This is a genomic window from Streptomyces toyocaensis (genome assembly GCF_000725125.1).
GTDB lineage: Bacteria > Actinomycetota > Actinomycetes > Streptomycetales > Streptomycetaceae > Streptomyces > Streptomyces toyocaensis.
In genome coordinates this window covers 50,860-69,275 of the sequence record NZ_JFCB01000008.1, presented here as the reverse complement: position 1 = coordinate 69,275, position 18,416 = coordinate 50,860, and the positions used below count along the sequence as shown (strand labels likewise).

19 protein-coding genes, 1 tRNA gene and 1 pseudogene are annotated in these 18,416 nt (G+C 72.9%); 10 read left to right on the top strand and 11 right to left on the bottom strand.

Annotated elements, in window-relative coordinates; genetic code table 11:
• Positions 1–22: 22 nt before the first annotated feature.
• Both BU52_RS11595 and BU52_RS11590 read right to left on the bottom strand, forming a co-directional pair.
• On the bottom strand, positions 23–811 hold the full coding sequence (locus BU52_RS11595) for a ferritin-like domain-containing protein (protein ID WP_037932313.1): 789 nt from the start codon (positions 809–811) through the stop codon (positions 23–25).
• 176 nt (positions 812–987) lie between these two features.
• Positions 988–2,043, bottom strand: a complete 1,056-nt coding sequence (locus tag BU52_RS11590; RefSeq protein WP_037932312.1) for an LLM class F420-dependent oxidoreductase — start codon at positions 2,041–2,043, stop codon at positions 988–990.
• A 458-nt stretch (positions 2,044–2,501) separates the two neighbouring features.
• Between BU52_RS11590 and BU52_RS11585 the strand changes: the two genes are divergently transcribed.
• Both BU52_RS11585 and BU52_RS11580 read left to right on the top strand, forming a co-directional pair.
• Positions 2,502–3,488 (top strand): aldo/keto reductase, encoded by a 987-nt coding sequence (locus BU52_RS11585; protein WP_037932311.1) that lies wholly within the window; start codon positions 2,502–2,504, stop codon positions 3,486–3,488.
• Positions 3,473–5,509, top strand: coding sequence for a helix-hairpin-helix domain-containing protein (locus tag BU52_RS11580; protein ID WP_407702037.1), 2,037 nt, complete (start codon positions 3,473–3,475; stop codon positions 5,507–5,509). Before BU52_RS11585 ends, BU52_RS11580 begins: the two co-directional genes overlap by 16 nt.
• 40 nt (positions 5,510–5,549) lie before the next feature.
• Here BU52_RS11580 and BU52_RS11575 read toward each other — a convergent pair whose 3' ends face one another.
• Positions 5,550–6,224 carry a hypothetical protein gene (locus BU52_RS11575; protein ID WP_037932309.1) on the bottom strand — a complete coding sequence of 225 codons (675 nt, stop codon included), beginning with the start codon at positions 6,222–6,224 and terminating at the stop codon, positions 5,550–5,552.
• Positions 6,225–6,271: 47 nt separating this feature from the next.
• Here BU52_RS11575 and BU52_RS11570 point away from each other — a divergent pair, with 47 nt between their 5' ends.
• On the top strand, positions 6,272–6,460 hold the full coding sequence (locus BU52_RS11570) for a DUF5703 family protein (protein ID WP_030225438.1): 189 nt from the start codon (positions 6,272–6,274) through the stop codon (positions 6,458–6,460).
• Between the two features lie 73 nt (positions 6,461–6,533).
• On the opposite strand, the gene BU52_RS36980 is transcribed toward BU52_RS11570, so the two are convergent.
• The 3 genes from BU52_RS36980 to BU52_RS11555 form a co-directional block, all read right to left on the bottom strand.
• Positions 6,534–7,229, bottom strand: a complete 696-nt coding sequence (locus tag BU52_RS36980; RefSeq protein ID WP_037932308.1) for a chaplin — start codon at positions 7,227–7,229, stop codon at positions 6,534–6,536.
• Between the two features lie 166 nt (positions 7,230–7,395).
• Positions 7,396–7,629: a chaplin ChpH gene (gene chpH / locus BU52_RS11560; RefSeq protein ID WP_037932306.1), complete on the bottom strand. Its 234-nt coding sequence runs from the start codon at positions 7,627–7,629 to the stop codon at positions 7,396–7,398.
• Between the two features lie 152 nt (positions 7,630–7,781).
• Entirely contained in the window at positions 7,782–9,107 is a 1,326-nt protein-coding gene (locus tag BU52_RS11555; RefSeq protein WP_037932305.1) for a M20/M25/M40 family metallo-hydrolase, read from the bottom strand.
• A 200-nt stretch (positions 9,108–9,307) separates the two neighbouring features.
• On the opposite strand from BU52_RS11555, the gene BU52_RS11550 reads away from it, so the two are divergent.
• Positions 9,308–9,392 (top strand) — tRNA-Leu (locus tag BU52_RS11550).
• A 63-nt stretch (positions 9,393–9,455) separates the two neighbouring features.
• The gene (locus BU52_RS11545; protein WP_037932303.1) at positions 9,456–9,830 is read left to right on the top strand and encodes a YchJ family protein; all 375 of its coding nucleotides are present in this window, start codon (positions 9,456–9,458) and stop codon (positions 9,828–9,830) included.
• A gap of 13 nt (positions 9,831–9,843) precedes the next feature.
• Here BU52_RS11545 and BU52_RS11540 read toward each other — a convergent pair whose 3' ends face one another.
• Positions 9,844–10,545: a FadR/GntR family transcriptional regulator gene (locus BU52_RS11540; protein ID WP_037932301.1), complete on the bottom strand. Its 702-nt coding sequence runs from the start codon at positions 10,543–10,545 to the stop codon at positions 9,844–9,846.
• Between the two features lie 137 nt (positions 10,546–10,682).
• Here BU52_RS11540 and BU52_RS11535 point away from each other — a divergent pair, with 137 nt between their 5' ends.
• Both BU52_RS11535 and BU52_RS11530 read left to right on the top strand, forming a co-directional pair.
• Positions 10,683–11,201 carry a gluconokinase gene (locus BU52_RS11535; RefSeq protein ID WP_037932299.1) on the top strand — a complete coding sequence of 173 codons (519 nt, stop codon included), beginning with the start codon at positions 10,683–10,685 and terminating at the stop codon, positions 11,199–11,201.
• 79 nt (positions 11,202–11,280) lie between these two features.
• Positions 11,281–12,678 (top strand): GntP family permease, encoded by a 1,398-nt coding sequence (locus BU52_RS11530; RefSeq protein ID WP_037932297.1) that lies wholly within the window; start codon positions 11,281–11,283, stop codon positions 12,676–12,678.
• A 69-nt stretch (positions 12,679–12,747) separates the two neighbouring features.
• Here the strand turns inward: BU52_RS11530 and BU52_RS11525 are convergent.
• The 3 genes and pseudogenes from BU52_RS11525 to BU52_RS11515 all read right to left on the bottom strand — a co-directional run.
• Positions 12,748–13,005 (bottom strand): annotated as a pseudogene (locus BU52_RS11525) (cytochrome b/b6 domain-containing protein); the annotation flags it as partial.
• 5 nt (positions 13,006–13,010) lie between these two features.
• Positions 13,011–14,552 (bottom strand): APC family permease, encoded by a 1,542-nt coding sequence (locus tag BU52_RS11520; RefSeq protein WP_037932294.1) that lies wholly within the window; start codon positions 14,550–14,552, stop codon positions 13,011–13,013.
• Between the two features lie 61 nt (positions 14,553–14,613).
• A complete protein-coding gene (locus BU52_RS11515) occupies positions 14,614–15,564 on the bottom strand; it encodes a hypothetical protein (protein ID WP_037932293.1) in 951 nt (316 codons plus the stop codon).
• Positions 15,565–15,817: 253 nt separating this feature from the next.
• On the opposite strand from BU52_RS11515, the gene BU52_RS11510 reads away from it, so the two are divergent.
• From BU52_RS11510 to BU52_RS11500, 3 genes are read left to right on the top strand one after another with little or no spacing between them, the layout of a single operon-like run.
• Positions 15,818–16,357, top strand: coding sequence for an NUDIX hydrolase (locus tag BU52_RS11510; protein WP_037932291.1), 540 nt, complete (start codon positions 15,818–15,820; stop codon positions 16,355–16,357).
• Between the two features lie 10 nt (positions 16,358–16,367).
• Complete coding sequence (locus BU52_RS11505; RefSeq protein WP_037932289.1) at positions 16,368–16,760, top strand: YidH family protein; 393 nt, start codon at positions 16,368–16,370, stop codon at positions 16,758–16,760.
• Positions 16,757–17,092 (top strand): DUF202 domain-containing protein, encoded by a 336-nt coding sequence (locus tag BU52_RS11500; protein WP_037932287.1) that lies wholly within the window; start codon positions 16,757–16,759, stop codon positions 17,090–17,092. Before BU52_RS11505 ends, BU52_RS11500 begins: the two co-directional genes overlap by 4 nt.
• Before the next feature lie 342 nt (positions 17,093–17,434).
• On the opposite strand, the gene BU52_RS11495 is transcribed toward BU52_RS11500, so the two are convergent.
• The gene (locus BU52_RS11495; protein WP_037932285.1) at positions 17,435–18,364 is read right to left on the bottom strand and encodes an NADP-dependent oxidoreductase; all 930 of its coding nucleotides are present in this window, start codon (positions 18,362–18,364) and stop codon (positions 17,435–17,437) included.
• Positions 18,365–18,416 lie beyond the last annotated feature (52 nt).

Here is an 18,416-nt window from a genome sequence, read left to right as displayed (position 1 = left end):
GTCGGGGTGCGGGCGTGCCCGGTCAGGCCAGTTCGGGTTCCGGGGTGGCCGGGCCGGCCAGGGCGTTGCGGCGCTCGGGCATGCTGAGGGAGACCATGCGGCGCCAGCCTGCCAGGCGTTCGTACGCGTACACCGCGTGGATACCCGCGGCGAGCACCGCCGCCCTGGACCTGGGCCAGCCCAGGATGCGGCCCATGTGGGTCATCACCGCGAGGCTCACGTCCCGGTGGACCCGGATCTCCGCCAGCGCGCACTCGCGCAGGGTGCGCTGGATGGCGCGGCCGTGTCCGGCGTACGCGAAGCGCAGCAGTTCCTCGTGGCAGTAGGCGAGGTGGTTGTCCTCGTCGTCCGAGATCATCCTGATCGCGCGCCCCAGGTCCGGGTGGTCGGCGAAGTGCTTGCGGAGCAGTTCCATCTGCTCGGAGGCGCGCTGTTCGGTGACCCTGCTGTGGGCGAGGTAGGTGACGACGTCCTGCACCGTGAGGGGCTCGTCGCGTCTGAGCCGGTCGTGCGCCAGGCCGATGCCGTGCCGCTCCAGCAGCATCGTGTAGTCGGTCTCCGGAGGGACCGGGACGGGCCGCAGGCCGCGCTTCCTCAGCAAGGCGTTGAAGATGCGGCCGTGCTTGTCCTCGTCGGCGCCGTGCCGGATGATCTTGGGGGCGAGTTCGCGCTGGGTTTCGGGGACCAGCGCGGCGATGCGGGCGTTCTCCCACCCACCCTGGGACTCGCCGCTCGCGGCGATGGAGCAGAAGAGGGCGAACGACTCGTCGTTGTCGATGATCTCCTGGAAAAGGCTCTTGGCCGACAGCATGGTGGACCACCTCTCCGCGGGCTTCGCGGTGCCGCACTGCTGCGGTTCCGCAAAGAACGAGTCAAGTCCGAGAGACCGGGTGCGGCAACAGGGGGTGCCGGACAACTCCGCCAAAAGGAGTACGTGGGCGGACGCGCGCGGGCGGCCCTGGTGGGCCGCCCGGCGGTGCGCGGCCGTCAGGCGAGGCCGGCGCGCTCCAGGGCCTCGGTGCCGGCGCGGAGCGAGGCGAGGCGCTCGTCGAGGGTGAAGCCGGCCGGGGCGAGGGTCAGGGTGGTGACTCCGGCGGCCGCGTAGGCCTTCATGCGGTCGGCGATGCGGTCGACGGAACCGAGGAGGGTCGTCTTGTCGATCAGGTCGTGCGGGACGGCGGCGGCCGCGGCCTGCTTGTCGCCGGACAGGTACTTGTCCTGGATGTCGGCGGCCTCGCGCTCGTAGCCCATGCGCTGGGCGAGCTGGTTGTAGAAGTTCTGCTTGCGGCTGCCCATGCCGCCGACGTACAGCGCGGTGTAGGGGCGGAAGGTGTCCGCGAGGGTGGTGACGTCCTTGTCGTCGCCGACGGCGAGGGGAAGCGTGGGGCAGACGTCGAAGCCGTCGAGGGTCTTGCCGGCCTTCTCGCGGCCGGCGCGGAGGTGCTTGACGGCGGTGTCCTCGAGGTGGTCGGCGGAGGGGAAGATCAGCAGGGCGCCGTCGGCGATCTCGCCGGTCTGCTCGAGGTTCTTCGGGCCGATCGCGGCGATGTAGAGGGGGATGTGCTCGCGCTGCGGGTGCACGGTGAGCTTGAGGGGCTTGCCGGGGCCGTCGGGGAGGGGGAGGGTCCAGTGCTCGCCCTCGTAGGAGAGGCGCTCGCGCGTCATGGCCTTGCGGACGATCTCGACGTACTCGCGGGTGCGGGCGAGGGGCTTGTCGAACTTGACGCCGTACCAGCCCTCGGAGACCTGGGGGCCGGAGACGCCGAGGCCGAGGCGGAAGCGGCCGCCGGAGAGTGAGTCGAGGGTGGCCGCGGTCATCGCGGTCATCGCGGGCTGGCGGGCGGGGATCTGGAAGATGGCGGAGCCGACATCGATGCGCCGGGTCTGGGCGGCGACCCAGGTGAGCACGGTGGCGGCGTCGGAGCCGTAGGCCTCCGCGGCCCAGCAGACCGCGTATCCGAGGCGGTCGGCTTCCTGGGCCACGGCGAGGTTGTCCGCGTCCATTCCGGCACCCCAGTAGCCGAGGTTGATCCCTAGCTGCATGGCCGTCTCCCCTTACCGATGAGTAACGTCGCTTGTGCGGCGACCCTATACCTCCGGTGGATGGGGGGATGCCCGCGGCGCACCTGTCCCTCCGGTGGGGGTGCGCGTGGCACTTGCGGGTGGTGGGTGGGTCGGGGTCGGGTCGGGGGTGTCCGTCCTCGGACTGGCGCGACCGGGTCGGCCGGTGGAGGTGCGGGGCGTTTGTTCGCACCGGCCGCTGCGGGCGCACACCCCCGCCCCGCCCCCTCCGCGCCGTAGGCGGCACACCGCGGGCTGCCACGTCGTTCCCGTCGGCGTCCCGCCGCTCCCGCGGGCCGCCTCCCGGAAGCTCCGGGCGCGTGCGGCGCGTACCCCGTCAGGAAGGGCACCCCGCCCTGCGCAGCCCCCGGCGGGCCCCGCGGAAGTCGGTTGTCCACAGGCCCCCACACCTCCGCCTCCGGCCAGTAATCTCGGCGTTCATGGAGCAGAGGCATCTCGGCCGTACCGGCCTGCGTGTGTCCCGGATCGGGCTCGGGACGCTGACCTGGGGTCGGGACACCGACGAGCACGACGCGGCGGACCTCCTGAAGACGTTCTGGGAAGCCGGCGGGACCCTCGTCGACACCGCCGACGTGTACGGCGACGGAGAGGCCGAGTATCTGCTCGGACGGCTGATGGACGGGCTCGTGCCCCGAGAGGATCTGGTCATCTCGACGAAGGCCGGCAGCGTGCCCGACCCGGACCGCAGGTTCGACGGCTCGCGGGGTCATCTGCTCACGGCGCTTGACGCCTCGCTGGCCCGGCTCGGCACCGATCACGTCGACGTGTGGCACGTGCACGCCTACGACCCCGCCACCCCGTTGGAGGAGACGCTCCAGGCGCTCGACATCGCCGTCGGCAGCGGGCGGGTGCGCTATGCCGGTGTCTCCAACTTCTGCGGCTGGCAGCTGGCCAAGGCGGCGACCTGGCAGCTCGCGGTGCCGGGGACGCGGACCCGGCTGGCGAGTACGCAGATGGAGTACTCGCTGCTGCAGCGCGGCGTGGAGCGCGAGGTGCTGCCCGCGGCACTGGATCTGGGGATCGGGCTCCTGCCGTCCTCGCCGCTCGGCCGGGGTGTGCTGAGCGGCAAGTACCGCAATGACTCCACCCCGCCGGGCTCCCGGGGCGCCTCGGAGCACCTCGCCCCGTTCGTCGCGCCGTACCTCGACGACACGGCGAGCCGGATCGTGGACGCCGTGACGACGGCGGCGGACGGGCTCGCCGTGACCGCCCTGCAGGTGGCGCTCGCGTGGGTGCGGGACCGGCCCGGTGTCGCCGCCCCCATCGTCGGCGCGCGCAACGCGCAGCAGCTCACGGCGGCGTTGTCAGTGGAGGCCCTTAGTCTTCCTGACGAGATCTGCCGGGCGCTGGACGATGTGTCGGCGCCCGTGCACCGCTATCCCGATCACGACTGGAGCACGCTGTGAGCACCGAGACGCCGGAGGACGCCGAGCCGGAGCGCGCGGACGGCACGCCCGCCGAGGGCGCGCAGGTGTCCGAGGCGGAGGCCGAACTGGCCGCGCAGCGCCTGGAGCGGGAGCGTATCGAGAGGCGGAGGGCGGAGCGGCAGGGGCCGATCGAGGCCGGTGCCAAGCTGAGCGGCACGGCCGCCGATCTGCTGGCCGCCGTGCGGGCCGTGGAGAGCGGCGAGAAGCCGGCCGCCGCCGTGTTCGAGGAGGCCCGGCCCGCGCCGCGGCGGGCCGCTCCCGAGCCCGTGCGGCGGGCCCCGGCCGTGCCTCCGGGCGTTCCTGCCGCCGGCGCCGTCGAGGATGTGCGGGGGGTGCTGGTCCGGGGGGGCGCTCCGGAAGGGCTCGCCGTGCAGGCCGCCGGCGTGCTGGGCGAGGGGGCGGCGGAGGTGCTGCGCGCCGATCCCTGGCAGTTGCTGCGGATCGCCGGGGTGTGGCCCGAGCAGGCCGACGGGTTCGCCCGGGCGCTGCTCGGTGCCGAGGCCGGGCCGGGCGACGAGCGGCGGGGGCGCGCGATCACCGTGTGGCTGCTCGAGCAGGCGGCGCAGGCCGGACACACCGTTCTCGGGACGGCCGGGCTGACCGACGCGCTGGGGCGGCAGGGGGTGCCGGATCCCGACGAGGCCGTGCAGAACGCCATCGCGGAGGGTGACGTACTCGTCTTCCAGGACGCCCTCGAGGAGGACGAGGACCAGCCCGTCCGGGTGCAGGTGGGGCTGGAGCGCTTCGCGATGGCCGAGGAGAGCCTCGCCGACGGACTGGCCCGGCTGATCGACTCCGTGCCCAAGCAGGACGGTACGGGTGAGGAGTGGGAGCGCGCGGCCGCCACGGCGGGGGGTTCCGCCGGTGAGCTGATCCGCGCGGTCGCCGGGCACGGACTGGTGCTGCACACCGGCGGGGAGGCCTCGCTGGCCGACCCCGCGGCGCTGCTGAACGCCGCGCACGGCCTGGGGCTGCGTGTCTGGGCCGCCACGCACAGTCCGCTCCGGCGTGCCGGGTTCGCGGCGCTGGTCGAGGGTCCGGGTGTCGCCACCGTCACCGGTCTGCTGTCCGGTGCCGAGGGGCCGGGACGTGACGCCGACGGTGCGCTGGACGTCGACCTGCTGGTCGTGCTGGACGCTCCGCAGCTGGACGTCGAGACCGCCGCGCTGGTGACGGAGTCGCTGGCGGACGGGGCGCGGCTGGTGCTGGCCGGTGATCCCGGGGTGCTGTGGTCGGTGGGGCCCGGGCGGGTGTTCGCGGACCTGCTGGCCGCCCGGATCTGTCCGCAGATCGCCTCCCGGCGGCCGGACCCCGGGCCGCTCGGTGAGCTGGTCTCCGGGATCGGCGTCGGCGAGCTGAACCAGGTGGCGGCGCCCGGCAAGGAGGTCGTGATCGTGCCGGTGCGGGACGCGGGAGAGGCCGTGCACCGGACCGTGCAGCTGGTGGCGGACTCGGTACCGCGCGCGATCGGGGTGCCGGTGGAGGAGACCCAGGTGATCACCCCCGGGCACGGCGGTGCCGCCGGTACGCGCGTGCTGAACGCGGCGCTCAAGGAACGGCTCAATCCGGGACCGGGGCGCTTCGGCGGGTTCGACCCGGGTGACCGGGTCGCCTACTCCCCCGCTCCGGGACGCACGCTGCCGGGTCGTGTCGTGGGGGCCGACGGCGACGGGCTGCACCTGGCGTGCGGGGGCGGGGAGATCGTCGTACCGCCGGAGCGGGTGGAGCGCTCCGTGCGGCACGGATGGGCGCTGACCGCGCACCAGGCGGTGGGCTGCCGGTGGCCCGCGGTCGTCGTCGTGCTGCCCGGTGACGCCGCCCAGGCACTGAGCCGGCCCTGGGTGTACACGGCCTTCGGCCGGGCCGGCCGGCACCTGTCCGTGGTGCACGGGGTGGAGCAGGCGCTGCCGCGCGCCGTGGCCGAGGTGGCCGCCGAGCCGCGCACGACCCGGCTGCCGGCACTGCTGGCGCCGCAGGTCCCGGCCGGCGCGGACGGCTGACGAACGGCGGCACCGGTGGCGCCGCCGTCGTCGGGTGCGGTCAGCGGTCCGCGTCGAGTGGTTCCAGGTCCTCGTCCTCGTCGAGGCCGGGGAGAGGGTCGTCCTCCAGGTCGTCGTCGGAGTCGTCGTCGAAGACGGCGCTGACGTCGAAGCGGCAGACCACGTGCTGCGGGTCCACCTGCTCGAACGGGGCCTCCAGCCACTCGCCGGGGTCCGCGGGTTCGTCCGATGCCGTCACCCACAGGGTGGAGTCGCCCTCCTCCAGGCCGAACTCCTTGTGCCGGGAGGCGATCTCGTCGGGCTCGAACTCGCCGAACAGCAGGCCGAGCGCGCCGTGGACGGTCCCGGACGCACCCGGGCCCTCGCCGTCCGCCGCCTCGATGCGCTGGGCGTGCCCCAGCAGCCGCTGCGGTTCCGCGACGGCGTAGTCGCGGCGGATCAGCACGCTGACCGCGCTGGGTTCCTCGGGGCCGGTGTACGGCGGTGTGTCCTCGGCCGTGGGGATCTCGAAGGGTGTGACCTCGTCGTAGCGGTCGTAGAGCAGTTCGTCGTACGTCTCCGCGGCCGCGGCCAGCTGGTTGAACGCCTCGTAGACGGCCGGGTCGTCCTCCCCCGACCGGCGTTCGACCGCGGCCAGGTGGCGGTCGAGCGCGGTCTTCACCGCCTCGGCGGCGGCGCGTACCTCGGCAGCGGTGGGCTGCGCAGCATCAGACATAGTGCAGACGCTATCCGTACCGGGGCCCGGCCCGCACAATAGATGCGATGCCGGAATACGAATTTGCCGACGTGTACGTGCCGCGCGGGGTGTCCCGCAAGGAGACGGCACGTCTGCTGACGGACCACGCAGAGTACGGTCACTGGGAGCTGTACCGCCTGACGCTGATGCGTGACGGCAGCCGCAGGGTGCGGCTGCGGCGGCGGATCATCCGCCAGGTGCGCGCCACCTGGTGAGTCCGGGCACCCGACCGGAATCACACGACGGAGTGGGCCCCGCGGTCGCGGGGCCCACTCCGTGTGTCCGGAGTCACGCGGCGCCGCGGGCCTTGCGGTAGAGGACCGCGCCGGCGAGCAGGGCGCCCGCGCCGACCGGCAGGACGAGTCCCATCGGCACTTCGCTGCCGGTCTGTGCCAGCTGCGCGTCGGCCCGGGGCGGGGTGACGGGGTGCGTGTCCGGCTGGTTGCCGCGCGGGGTGTCGCCCGGAGTGGCCGGGGTGCTCGGCTCGTCGCCCGGGGTGTCCGGCCGCTCGGGGGTGCCGGGCTGTCCCGGCTCCTCGTGGCCGGGGCCGCCGTTCGCGCAGTCGTTGCCCTCGGTGGCGTTGCCGGCGCCGACGACGTCGACGCTGTTTCCGCAGACGTTCACCGGGACGTGGACCGGGACCTGGATCTGGTTGCCGGAGCCCACGCCCGGCGAGTCGCTCGTGCGGCCGTCGGCGTGCGAGCCGCCGGAGCCGCCGTGCCCCTCCTCGGACGACGCGCCGCCCTCGTTGGCGCAGGCGTTGCCCACGGACGGGTTGAGGAGACCGACGACGTCGACCGTGTTGCCACAGACGTTGACCGGCACGTGCACGGGCGCCTGGACCGTGTTGCCGGAGAGCACGCCGGGCGAGCCGGTCGCGGCGCCCGCCGCGCCGGAGTCGGCGTGGGCGGCCCCGCCCACGGCGGCGAACACACCGGTGGCGGCCGCCATGGTCATCAGGCCCTTGCGGGTGACCTGTCGCATTGCTGAATTCCCTGCCTTCGACCTGGTTCCGGGAAAGGCGTTCCGCCGGATTCCCGGTGCTTCGACGTTTCCGGAAGACCGGTCGGCCCCGGAGCGCATGGCGCGCGCTCCGGGGCCGACGGGCTCGAGCCCTCAGCGGGCATGCCCTAGAGGGCGAGACACGACGTCACGCGTTGATGCAGGTGTTGCCGAAGGTGGGGTTCAGCAGACCGATCACGGAGACCGTGTTGCCGCAGACGTTCACGGGGACGTGGATCGGAGCCTGGATGACGTTGCCGGAGACGACACCCGGGGAGTGCACAGCGGCACCCTGGGCACCCGAGTCGGCAGCGGCCATGCCCGCACCCGCGAGAACCAGACCACCGGTGGCGGCCGCGACAGCGACGACCTTCTTGAGCATTGTTCCTCCTTGTTGGCAAAGCGATCCAAAGTCGCGGATCACATCACGGGTAACGAGGAGGAAGTAATGAGGCTACGAGCTTATGGTCGCATTCACCCTTCCCGGTCAACTCCGCACGCCTGCACGATTATCGGGTTCATCGGTCAATCGCCTCAGGACGCGTCCAGGAAGCGGTCGAGCACCCGCACGCCGAACTTCAGACCGTCCACCGGAACCCGCTCGTCGACCCCGTGGAACATGCCCGCGAAGTCCAGCTCCGGGGGGAGCTTCAGCGGCGCGAACCCGAAGCAGCGGATGCCGAGGTCGTCGAAGGACTTGGCGTCGGTGCCGCCGGAGAGCATGTACGGCACCGCCCGCGCGATCGGGTCCTCCGCGCTGAGCGCGGTCTGCATGGCGTCGACGAGCCGGCCGTCGAAGTCGGTCTCCAGCGCCTTGTCGGAGTGGACGTCCTCGCGCCGCACGCGCGGCCCGAGGATCCGGTCGAGGTCGGCGAGGAACTCCTCCTCGTAGCCGGGCAGGAAGCGGCCGTCGACGTGCGCGGTGGCCTGGCCGGGGATGACGTTGACCTTGTAGCCGGCGCCGAGCTGGGTGGGCGCCGCCGAGTTGCGCAGGGTGGTGCCGATCATGCGGGCGATGCCGCCGAGCTTGGCGAGGGTCTCGTCCATGTTCTCCGGGTCGAGCTCGGTGCCGAGCGCGTCGGAGAGCTCGTCCAGGAAGGCGCGGACGGTCTTGGTGACCCTGACCGGCCACGTGTGGCGGCCGAGGCGGGCGACGGCCTCGCAGAGTTCGGTGATGGCGTTGTCGTCGTTGGTCATGGAGCCGTGGCCGGCGGTGCCGTCGACGGTGAGCCGCATCCAGTGCATGCCCTTCTCGGCGGTCTCGACGAGGTAGAGGCGCAGCTTCTCGTTGACGGTGAAGGAGAACCCGCCGACCTCGCCGATCGCCTCGGTGACCCCCTCGAACAGCTCGGGGTGCTCGCGCACCAGGTGCTTGGCGCCGTACGTGCCGCCCGCCTCCTCGTCCGCGAGGAAGGCGAGGACGACGTCGCGCGGGGGCTTGCGCCCGCTGCGCAGCCGGTCGCGGACGACCGCGAGGGTCATCGCGTCCATGTCCTTCATGTCGACCGCCCCGCGCCCCCACACGCATCCGTCGGCGATCTCGCCGGAGAAGGGGTGGTGCGTCCAGTCGTCCGCGTTGGCCGGGACCACGTCGGTGTGGCCGTGGATGAGCAGCGCGGGCCGGGACGGGTCCTCGCCCTCGATCCGGGCGACCGTGGAGGCGCGCCCCGGGTGCGACTCGAAGATCTTCGGCTCGAGTCCGACCTCGGCGAGCTTCTCGGCGACGTACTCGGCCGCCTTGCGCTCGCCGGGCCCCGAGTGGTCGCCGTAGTTGCTGGTGTCGATCCGGATCAGCTCGCGGCAGAGGTCCACGACCTCGTCCTCACCGGTGACGCCCTTGGCCGTGTCCGTCTCGCTCACGTGCTTCCTCCCGCTGCTGGTGGTCCCGCTGGTGGGTCGTCCTCATCCTCTCTTCCCCGGGGGCCCGCCCCAAGACCCGGTCCGGCCCGTCACGCGCCGTTCACACGACGACGCGGGCGGGCGGGGTGATCGGCCACCCCGGAACACCTGGTAATGTTTACGTCGTCGCCGCGGGGGGAAACCCGCGCGACAGACACCTTGTCCGGGTGGCGGAATGGCAGACGCGCTAGCTTGAGGTGCTAGTGCCCTTTATCGGGCGTGGGGGTTCAAGTCCCCCCTCGGACACATGAAGCGTGAGGGCCGCGACCGCGAGGTCGCGGCCCTCACGGCGTTGTCGCGGAGGTGACCATGACCGCTCGTTCCTGCCCCTGCGGGCTGCCGGAGGCGTACGAGGCCTGCTGCGGGCGCTTCCACGCGGGAGCCGCCGCCGCGCCGACCGCGGAGCGGCTGATGCGGTCGCGGTACTGCGCGTTCGTGCGGCAGGACGGCGCGTACCTGCTGCGGACCTGGCATCCGAGGACGCGGCCGGCACGGATCGACTTCGACCCGGGCATGCGGTGGACCGGGCTGGAGATCCTGGGCGGCGAGGCCGGGTCGGCCTTCCACTCCACCGGAACGGTGACCTTCCGGGCGTCCTACCGCGGCGGCTCGCTCCACGAGCGCAGCCGGTTCGAGCGGGTCGACGGGGCATGGGTGTACGTCGACGGGGAGTTCCTGAGCTGAGGCCGTCAGCCCCCTAGGGCGCGAGGACGTCCAGTTCCTGGAGGGCGCCCTCGGTGATCTCGCGGGTGAGCCGTTCCGCGCGGGCGGCGTCGCGTTCGCGGACCGCCTCGGCGAGCTGGACGTGCAGGGTGACGGCCGCCGGGTCGGGGTCCTCGAACATCACGTCGTGGTGGGTGCGGCCGGCCAGCACCTCGGCGACGACGTCACCGAGGCGGGCGAACATCTCGTTGCCCGAGGCGGTCAGGATGACGCGGTGGAACGCGACGTCGTGGAAGAGGTATCCCTCCAGCCGGTGACCGCGCGAGTGGGCGACCATGCCGAGGGCGCACTCGGTGAGTTCGGCGCACTGCTCGGCCGTGGCGTTGCGGGCGGCCAGGCCCGCCGCGACCGGTTCGATCGCCGAGCGCAGCACCGTGAGCGAGCGCAGTTGGCGGGGCCGGTCCGCGCCGGCCAGGCGCCAGCGGATGACCTGGGGGTCGTACACGTTCCACTCGCGGGCCGGCAGGACCGTCACGCCGACGCGGCGCCGGGACTCCACCAGGTGCATGGACTCCAGGACGCGGACCACCTCGCGCATCACGGAGCGTGACACGTCGAAGCGCTGTGCGAGCTCGTCGGTGCGCAGGACGCTGCCGGGCGGGTACGCGCCTGCGGTGATCTCGGGGCCGAGGGTGTCCAGAACGCGGCCGTGCAGCCCCCGGCCCGTGGTGCTCATGCACTCAGAGTACGGGGCGGATCACCCGAACAAAAAGTCAGACTTATATGTCACAGACTCTTGAAGTTGTCCTATTAATCAGCTTCAGTTGCCGTCGACATCACGCGTCGACGAAGACAGCAGACAGTGAGGCAGCGATGAACACCCCCCATGTCGTCGTGATCATGGGCGTCGCGGGCACCGGCAAGACCACCATCGGTCCCCTGCTCGCGGCCCGGCTCGACGTCCCGTACGCCGAGGGCGACGACTTCCACCCGCCGGCCAACATCGGGAAGATGACGGCCGGCACCCCGCTGACCGACGACGACCGCCGCCCCTGGCTGGACGCCATCGGCGCGTGGGCGCAGGGGCGGGCGGGGCACGGCGGGGTGGTCAGCTGCTCGGCGCTGAAGCGGGCCTACCGCGACCGGCTGCGGGCCGCCGCGCCCGGCGTGGTCTTCGTGCACCTCACCGGTGACCGCGCGCTCGTCGAGGACCGGATGTCGCACCGGCAGGGGCACTTCATGCCCACGGCACTGCTCGACTCCCAGTTCGCCACGCTCCAGCCGCTGGAGCCGGACGAGTCCGGGGTCGCCGTGGACGTGGCGGGCAGCCCCGAGGAGATCACCGAACGGGCGGTCACCGCCCTGGAGACGCTCCCGGGACCCACCCCGTAGGTCCCTGACCGAACCCTCCCCCCGGGGCGCCCCCACCGCCCCGGTCGCTCCCCGTCCCCGTACACACAAGGGAACCACCGTGACCAGACTCGGCGTTGAGATGCTGGCAGCGGACGCACCCGAGCCGATCACCTCGGCCGGCCACGCTCAGCTGGGCATCGCCGTCCTGGCGGGCATCGCCGTCATCGTCCTGCTCATCACCAAGTTCAAGCTGCACGCCTTCCTGTCGCTGACCATCGGGTCCCTGGCGCTCGGCGCGTTCGCCGGGGCGCCGCTGGACAAGGTGATCGCCAGCTTCAGTGCCGGACTCGGCTCCACCGTCGCCGGTGTGGGTGTCCTGATCGCCCTCGGCGCGATCCTCGGCAAGATGCTCGCCGACTCCGGCGGCGCGGATCAGATCGTCGACACCATCCTCGAGCGGGCGGGCGGCCGTTCCATGCCGTGGGCGATGGTGCTGATCGCCTCGGTGATCGGTCTGCCGCTGTTCTTCGAGGTCGGCGTGGTGCTGCTGATCCCCGTGGTGCTGATGGTCGCCAAGCGCGGCAACTACTCCCTGATGCGCATCGGCATCCCCGCGCTCGCCGGCCTGTCCGTGATGCACGGTCTGGTCCCGCCGCACCCCGGCCCGCTGATCGCGATCGACGCCGTCGGTGCCGATCTCGGCGTCACGCTGGCCCTGGGCGTGCTCGTCGCGATACCGACGGTGGTCATCGCCGGCCCGCTGTTCTCCAAGTACGCCGCCCGCTGGGTGGACGTCCCGGCCCCGGAGCGGATGATCCCGCAGCGGCCGTCCGAGGACCTCGCGAAGCGCCCCGGTTTCGGCGCGACGCTGGCCACGATCCTGCTGCCGGTCGTGCTGATGCTCGCCAAGGCGCTCGTCGACATCGTCGTCGACGATCCCGAGAACGGCGTGCAGCGCGTCTTCGATGTGATCGGCTCGCCGCTGATCGCCCTGCTCGCGTCCGTGCTGGTCGGCATCTTCACCCTCGGTCGGCCCGCCGGGTTCAGCCGTGAGCGCATCTCGTCCCTGGTCGAGAAGGGGCTCGCGCCCATCGCGGGCATCCTGTTGATCGTCGGGGCGGGTGGTGGTTTCAAGCAGACGCTCATCGACACGGGCGTGGGCCGGATGATCCTGGACATCTCCGAGGACTGGTCGATCCCGGCACTCCTGCTGGCCTGGCTCATCGCGGTGGCGATCCGGCTGGCGACCGGGTCGGCGACGGTGGCCACCGTCTCGGCGGCCGGTCTGGTGGCGCCGCTCGCGGCCGACATGTCCACCACCCACGCCGCCCTGCTGGTGCTGGCGATCGGTGCCGGTTCGCTGTTCTTCAGCCACGTCAACGACGCCGGTTTCTGGCTGGTGAAGGAGTACTTCGGACTGGACGTCGGTCAGACGATCAAGACCTGGTCGGTCATGGAGACGATCATCTCCGTGGTCGCCGGTGCGTTCGTCCTGCTGCTGTCACTGATCATCTAGCCGGCCCGTACGGCGCACGGCATCCGAGGCCCGCCCGCTCCCCGCCGGGGAGCGGGCGGGCCCGTCGTGTCAGGGGCGCCACAACGGGTGCTCCCGCCGCGCCCACTCCCGGCGGACCGAGCCCGTGCGCATCCCGCGGCGGGCCTCGGGGTCCGCCAGGGCCATGCCGATGTGCCCGGCGAGGACGATGCCGACGGTCAGCGCCAGCCAGTCGTGCACGAACGTCGCGCCGGTGCGCCGGGCCAGCGGGGTGAGACCGGCGAACCACATCAGCAGGCCCGTGCCCAGCATCACCAGCGTGGCGCCCGCGATCCAGGCCGCGTAGATGGGTGCTACGAGGCGCGCTCGGCCTCCCTCTCGAGCTGGAACGCCTCGTTGCCGAGCCCGATGCGGGCGTGCGTCCGGGGGGCGCGGGAGCGCAGGACCGCTCCCTGGACCAGGCCGACGACGAGGGCCAGTCCGATGACGCCCGGCAGGATCCAGCTCAGGGAGGAGTCGGGGCCGGCCCCGACCAGCACGTCGAAGTCCTTGACCGTGTAGCCCGCGATCACCACCAGGGCGATGCCCGCCAGTGCCGAGGTGACCAGCCGCCAGGCCTGCGCTCCCGCGGCGCCGCGCCGGACGAAGAAGACGACGACGGACAGGGACGCGATGGCCATCAGCACGATCACGCCGAGCGCGCCGATGTTGCCGCCCCAGGTGAACAGGTGCAGGACGGGCGCGGTCGGGTCGCCGGTCGGCTTGTCGTCGGTGAGCGCGAAGGCGACGACCAGCACCGCGGCGATGCCGGTCTGCAGCAGGGAGCCGGTGCCGGGGGCACCGCTGGTGCCGGTGGTGCGGCCGAAGGCGGCGGGCAGCAGGCCCTCGCGGCCCATGGCGAAGGCGTACCGGGCGACGACGTTGTGGAAGCTGAGCATCGCCGCGAACATGCCGGTCACGAACAGGACGTGCAGGACGTCGGTGAAGGTGGAGCCCAGCCGCTCCTCCGTAAGGAAGAACAGCAGGCCGGCGCTCTGTTCCTGGGAGGTGGCGACGATTTCGGAGGGGCCGGTGGCGACGGTGAGCGCCCAGCTGCTGAGGGCGAAGAAGACGGCGACGCCGGTGACCGCGAGGAACATCACGCGCGGCACGAGCACATGCGGCTTGCTGGTCTCCTCCGCGTACACGGGGGCCTGCTCGAAGCCGAGGAAGGCCGCGATGCAGAAGCACAGGGCTGTGCCGACGCCGGCGCCGGTGAGCGTGTCCGGGTTGAATGCGTGCAGCGACAGGCCCTCCGGGCCGGGGTCGGCGACGGCGGCGATGTCGAAGACGACGACCAGCAGGACCTCGACGACCAGCAGGACGCCGAGGACGCGCGCGTTGACGTCGATCTTCAGCCAGCCCAGCGCGCCGACCGCGAGCACGGCCAGGAGCGAGGGGATCCACCAGGCGACCTCGAGGTCGGCGTAGGTGGCGAGGAGGCCGGAGACCTCGAAGCCGAAGATGCCGTAGATGCCGACCTGGAGGGAGTTGTAGGCGACGAGCGCGACCAGGGCGGCGCCCGCGCCCGCGGTGCCGCCGAGCCCGCGGGAGATGTACGCGTAGAAGGCGCCCGCGTTGTGGACGTGCCGGCTCATCTCGGCGTAGCCGAGGCTGAAGAGCACCAGCACGATGCCGAGGACGACGAAGAGCAGGGGCTGGCCGACGATGCCCATCACCGCGAATGTGGTGGGCATGACACCCGCGACCACCATGAGGGGCGCGGTCGCGGCGAGGACGGAGAGCAGCAGGCCTCCCGTGCCGAGGCGGTCGGCGCGCAGGGCACGCTCCTGCCCCTTGAACGTACTGATGCCGTCGGCTGTCGCCCTGCTCGTGCTCGAACTGTCCGTCGTCATCTCGAGACCGTCCTTGGGTCGGTGGTGGTTGCGGCGGGTGCGGGGGGTGGTGGGGCTGGGGTCAGACCGTGCCCAGGGCCGTCGCGCGGGCGGTGCGGAAGGCGGCCAGGGGGTCGCGGTCCGGGTAGGACCAGGGGGCGGGTGTGGCGTGGTCGCCGATGCGGTGGAAGAGGGCGGCGGCCTCGGCGCCCCGGCCCTCACAGATCTTGGCGTGGGCCAGGAAGTTGAGGTCGATCAGCCGGCGCGGATGGTCCTCGTGCTCCCACTCCAGCCACCAGTCGAAGGCGGCCTTCATCACCTGCCGGGCGCGGCGGCCGACCCAGTGGCCGGAGGCGACGGGGTCGGCGGGTTCGTGCCCGGCGGCGGCCAGGGTGCGGTAGCGCTCGGCGTGCGCGATGACCGGCAGGATCGCCAGCGGCGAGTCGGCGGGCGCCTGCTCGGCGGCCCAGTTGGCGAAGTCGTACACCTCGTGCAGCGGGTCCGGGCCCGCCTCCACCCGGCGCTCCGCGAGCCAGGCGACCACCAGGTGGTGGGCGTGGTGGTGGTCCGCGTGCCGGGTGCGGACCTGCTCGAAGACGCGGACCACGTCGCCCTCCGCCCCCAGGGAGCACTCGAGGAGGAGCAGGCCGAGCCAGGGGGTGGGGTCGGCGGGCCGGAGTTCCGCGGCCCGCCGGCAGGCGTCGCGGACGCGGGGCGGCTTCTCCTTGCCGCGCATCGCGCGCCGCACCCGCGCCAGCGCCAGCAGCACGGACGCGTCGGCGGAGTCGGGCTCGGCGAGCAGCCACTCCCCGGCCCAGGCCGCGCAGTACGACTCCCGGGCGAGCACCGTGATCCGGTGGCCCCGGCGGTCCCAGTCCTCTCCCGTCTGCACCAGCAGGGAGCGGGTGTTCTGCCACCGGCCCTGCGCCAGCGCGGCCCTCGCGGCGACGAGTTCGGCGTCGTCGAGAGCCTCGTCGAAGGCCTGTGCCGCACGTTTGCGGGCACGGCCGAGGGGTGGCGGGGGTGGGGGCACCGCGGAACTTCCTCACGCGCTCTGCTTGTGGTTCGGCTCACGGCGGGGAGTCGGTGCGGCAGTGGTCGGCTGCCGACTGCCATGAGCTGATCACGGACAGCAAACCGTCAGCCAACGGATCACGTCAAGGGCGTCCGGTGCGTTACACGCGTCAACTACGGTCACGAACAGGCAACTTGTCACACCGGACGGTCGGTCTCCCGGCGGTGAGGCGGCGGGGCCGCGGGGTGGGGCTCGCTGCTTGGATGGCCGTATGAGTGCTGACGAGATCATCGACATCGTCGACGAGAACGACCGGGTGACCGGACGGGCGCCCCGCGGTGAGGCCTACGCGCGGGGCCTGCGCCACCGGTGCGCCTTCGTCCTGGTCCGGGACGCCGGGGGGCGGGTCTTCGTCCACCGCCGGACGCCGGGCAAGCTGGTCTTCCCGTCCCTGTACGACATGTTCGTCGGCGGGGTCGTCGCGGCGGGCGAGGGGTACGACGAGGCGGCCCTGCGGGAGGCCGAGGAGGAACTGGGCGTGAGCGGACTGCCGCGCCCCCGGCACCTGTTCACGTTCCTGTACGACGACGGTGCGGGCCGGAGCTGGTGGTCGGCGGTGTACGAGGTGCGCTGCGAGCTGCCGGTGCGGCCGCAGGCCGAGGAGGTGGCCTGGCACGACTTCCTGCCGGAGGCCGAGGTGGAGCGGCGGGTGGCCGAGGGCGGGTGGGAGTGGGTGCCGGACGGGCTGGAGGCGTACCGGCGGCTCAGGGAGTGGCGGTCGGGGCGGCCCGGGGCGGCCGGGCGCCGGTAGGGTCGCCGACGTGATCGACTTCGTGCGGAACGTCCGGTTGTGGTTCGCGCCCGCGGCTGTGCGGGAGGAGGGGGAGACGCCCGACTACCGGTTCTCGCTCGCGAACGAGCGGACGTTCCTCGCCTGGCTGCGCACCGCGCTCGCGCTGGTCGGCGGTGGGTTCGCCGTGGACCAGTTCCTGCCGGACCTGCGGTGGGGGTGGCGGGTGGGGCTGGCGCTGGCGCTGCTGGCCGCCGGGGCGTTGTGCGCGTTGCGCGCGGTCAACCACTGGGTCCGGTGCGAGCTGGCGATGCGGCGCGGCGAGGATCTGCCGGTGTCCCGGTTCCCGGCACTGCTGAGTCTGGTGGTGGCGGTGGTGGCCGTGGTGATGGTCGTGGTGGTGCTGGTGGGGTGGGAGGCGTGAGCGGGGCGGCCGCCGGGGAGGCGGAACGGGATCCCGGGCTGCAGCCGGAGCGGACCCGGCTGGCGTGGCGGCGTACGACCCTGTCGAGCACGGTGGTGACCGTGCTGGCCGGGAAGGCCGCGCTGGCGGGCGGGGGGTCGGTGGCGGCGGGTGCGGCGGGCGCGGTGTGCTGCGCGTGCTGGGTCGGGGTTCTGGTCGTCGCCCATCGGCGGATTCGTGCCCTGGCGGGCGGGGGTCTCCCGGAAGGGCTCGTTCCTCCGTACGCGGCCGTGGCGGTGGTGTGTCTTGCGGTGACGGTGGTCGCCGGGGCGGTGCTCGTCCTGCTGGGGTGAGCCGGGCGGCGGCGGGGGGTTTCTTCGCCCCCGCCGCCCCTTCCTGTCCCGATCCTCAGGGGCTCCGCCCCTGAGACCCCGGTCGGCCCGAAGGGCCTCGTCCTCAAACGCCGGACGGGCTGGACGGTCTCGCCCTCGGCCCCCGACGGACTGGAGGGCCCGTCCTCGGCCCCCGACGGACTGGAGGGCCCGTCCTCTCGGCCGGTGCGCGGGCTGGGTGGCCTCGTTCATGGCCGGTGTGGGGGCTGGGTGGCCTCGTTCACGGGCGGTGCGGGGGCTGGGTGGCCTCGTTCACGGGCGGTGCGGGGGCTGGGTGGCCTCGTTCACGGGCGGTGCGGGGGCTCAGTCGGGGACCGTCACCACGATCTTGCCGCGGGTGCGGCCCTCCTGGCTCAGGCGGTGGGCGTCCGCCGCCCGGTCCAGGGGGAAGGTCTGCGAGACATGGACGGTCAGGACTCCCTGTTCCGCGAGGTCGGACAGGCGGGCCAGGTCGTCGGGGTCGGGGCGGACGAACCAGTAGCGGCCGCCGTAGCTCACCACCTCCGGATCGGTGATCGACGCGAGGCGGCCCTCCGGGGTGAGCAGGTTCGCGGAGGCCTTCAGGGCGTCGCCGCCCACCGAGTCGAACACCGCGTCCACGCCCTCGGGGGCCAGCCCCCGCACCCGTTCGGCCAGGCCCTCGCCGTAGGTCACCGGCTCGGCGCCCAGTCCGCGGACGAAGTCGTGGTTGCGCTCGCTCGCCGTGCCGATGACGCGGGCGCCGAGATGGGCGGCGAGCTGGACGGCGACGGATCCGACCCCGCCGGCCGCCGCGTGCACCAGGACGGTCTCGCCCCGTTTGACTCCGAGAACCCGGTGGAGCACCTGGTACGCGGTGAGCCCCGCCAGGGGCAGGCCGGCCGCCTCCTCGAAGGAGAGGTTGCGCGGCTTGGGCGCCAGGGTGCGCACCGGGGCGGCCACGTACTCGGCGAAGGTGCCCCGGGACAGGACGTCCTCGCGCACGTAGCCGATCACCTCGTCGCCGGCGGCGAACTCCGGGACCGCCGGACCCGGCCGGACGACCACCCCCGAGACGTCCCAGCCGGGGACGACCGGGAAGACGGCCGGGAGGATGGGGTCCAGATAGCCTTCCCGGCACTTCCAGTCGACCGGGTTGACGCCCGCCGCCCGCACCCTCACCAGCACCGAGTCGGGACCGACCTTCGGGTCGTCGACCTCTGAGAGTTCGAGCACCTCGGGGCCGCCGTACCGTGCGTAGCTGATCGCCTTCATGCGTCCGACCCTCCGGGGTCCGCCCGCGCCGCGCAAGCCGAATGGCCCGATG